General features: G+C 54.3%; 1 protein-coding gene. It reads right to left on the reverse strand.

Features of this window, described 5'->3' with window-relative positions; genetic code table 11:
* Positions 1–125 precede the first annotated feature (125 nt).
* A partial coding sequence (locus tag ACTHUR_RS17220; RefSeq protein WP_440399924.1) for a DALR anticodon-binding domain-containing protein occupies positions 126–551 on the reverse strand: 426 nt, incomplete at its 5' end.

Here is a 551-nt window from a genome sequence, read left to right on the forward strand (position 1 = left end):
CGATTTGTCGTGCGACAAATCTGCCGAATTATACCCTTGAACGCCATGCAAGGGATACGCCCGAAAAACTTCAGGCTGCCTGAATCATCGGGCAGCCTGAAAAAAGGGTCAACTGAAACGCGGCCTTATTCGCTCAAGAGCGCAATGTCGGCAACTGCGTTCATTTGTTCTGCCAAGCGGTTCAACAGGTTCAAACGGTTTTGCTTCACGGCGGCATCTTCAGCCATTACCATCACGCCGTCGAAGAATGCATCGACTTGCGGTTTGACGGAAGCCAGCTCGGACAAAGCAGTTTGGAAATTGCCTTCGGCAACAGCGGCAGAGATTTTCGGCTGCAAACCTTGAGCAGCGGCGCACAAGGCTTTTTCTTCGTCCTGTTGCAGCAGGCTTTCGTTAACCGCACCCAACTCGGCATCTGCTTTTTTCAGCAGGTTTTGTACGCGTTTGTTGGCAGCGGCGAGCGCGGCAGCTTCGGGCAACTGTTTGAACGCGGCAACGGCCTGCAGTGTGGCCACTACGTCGTCCAAACGGCGCGGCTGTTTCGCCAATAC

The sequence above is a fragment of the Neisseria sp. P0021.S007 genome (assembly GCF_051956855.1).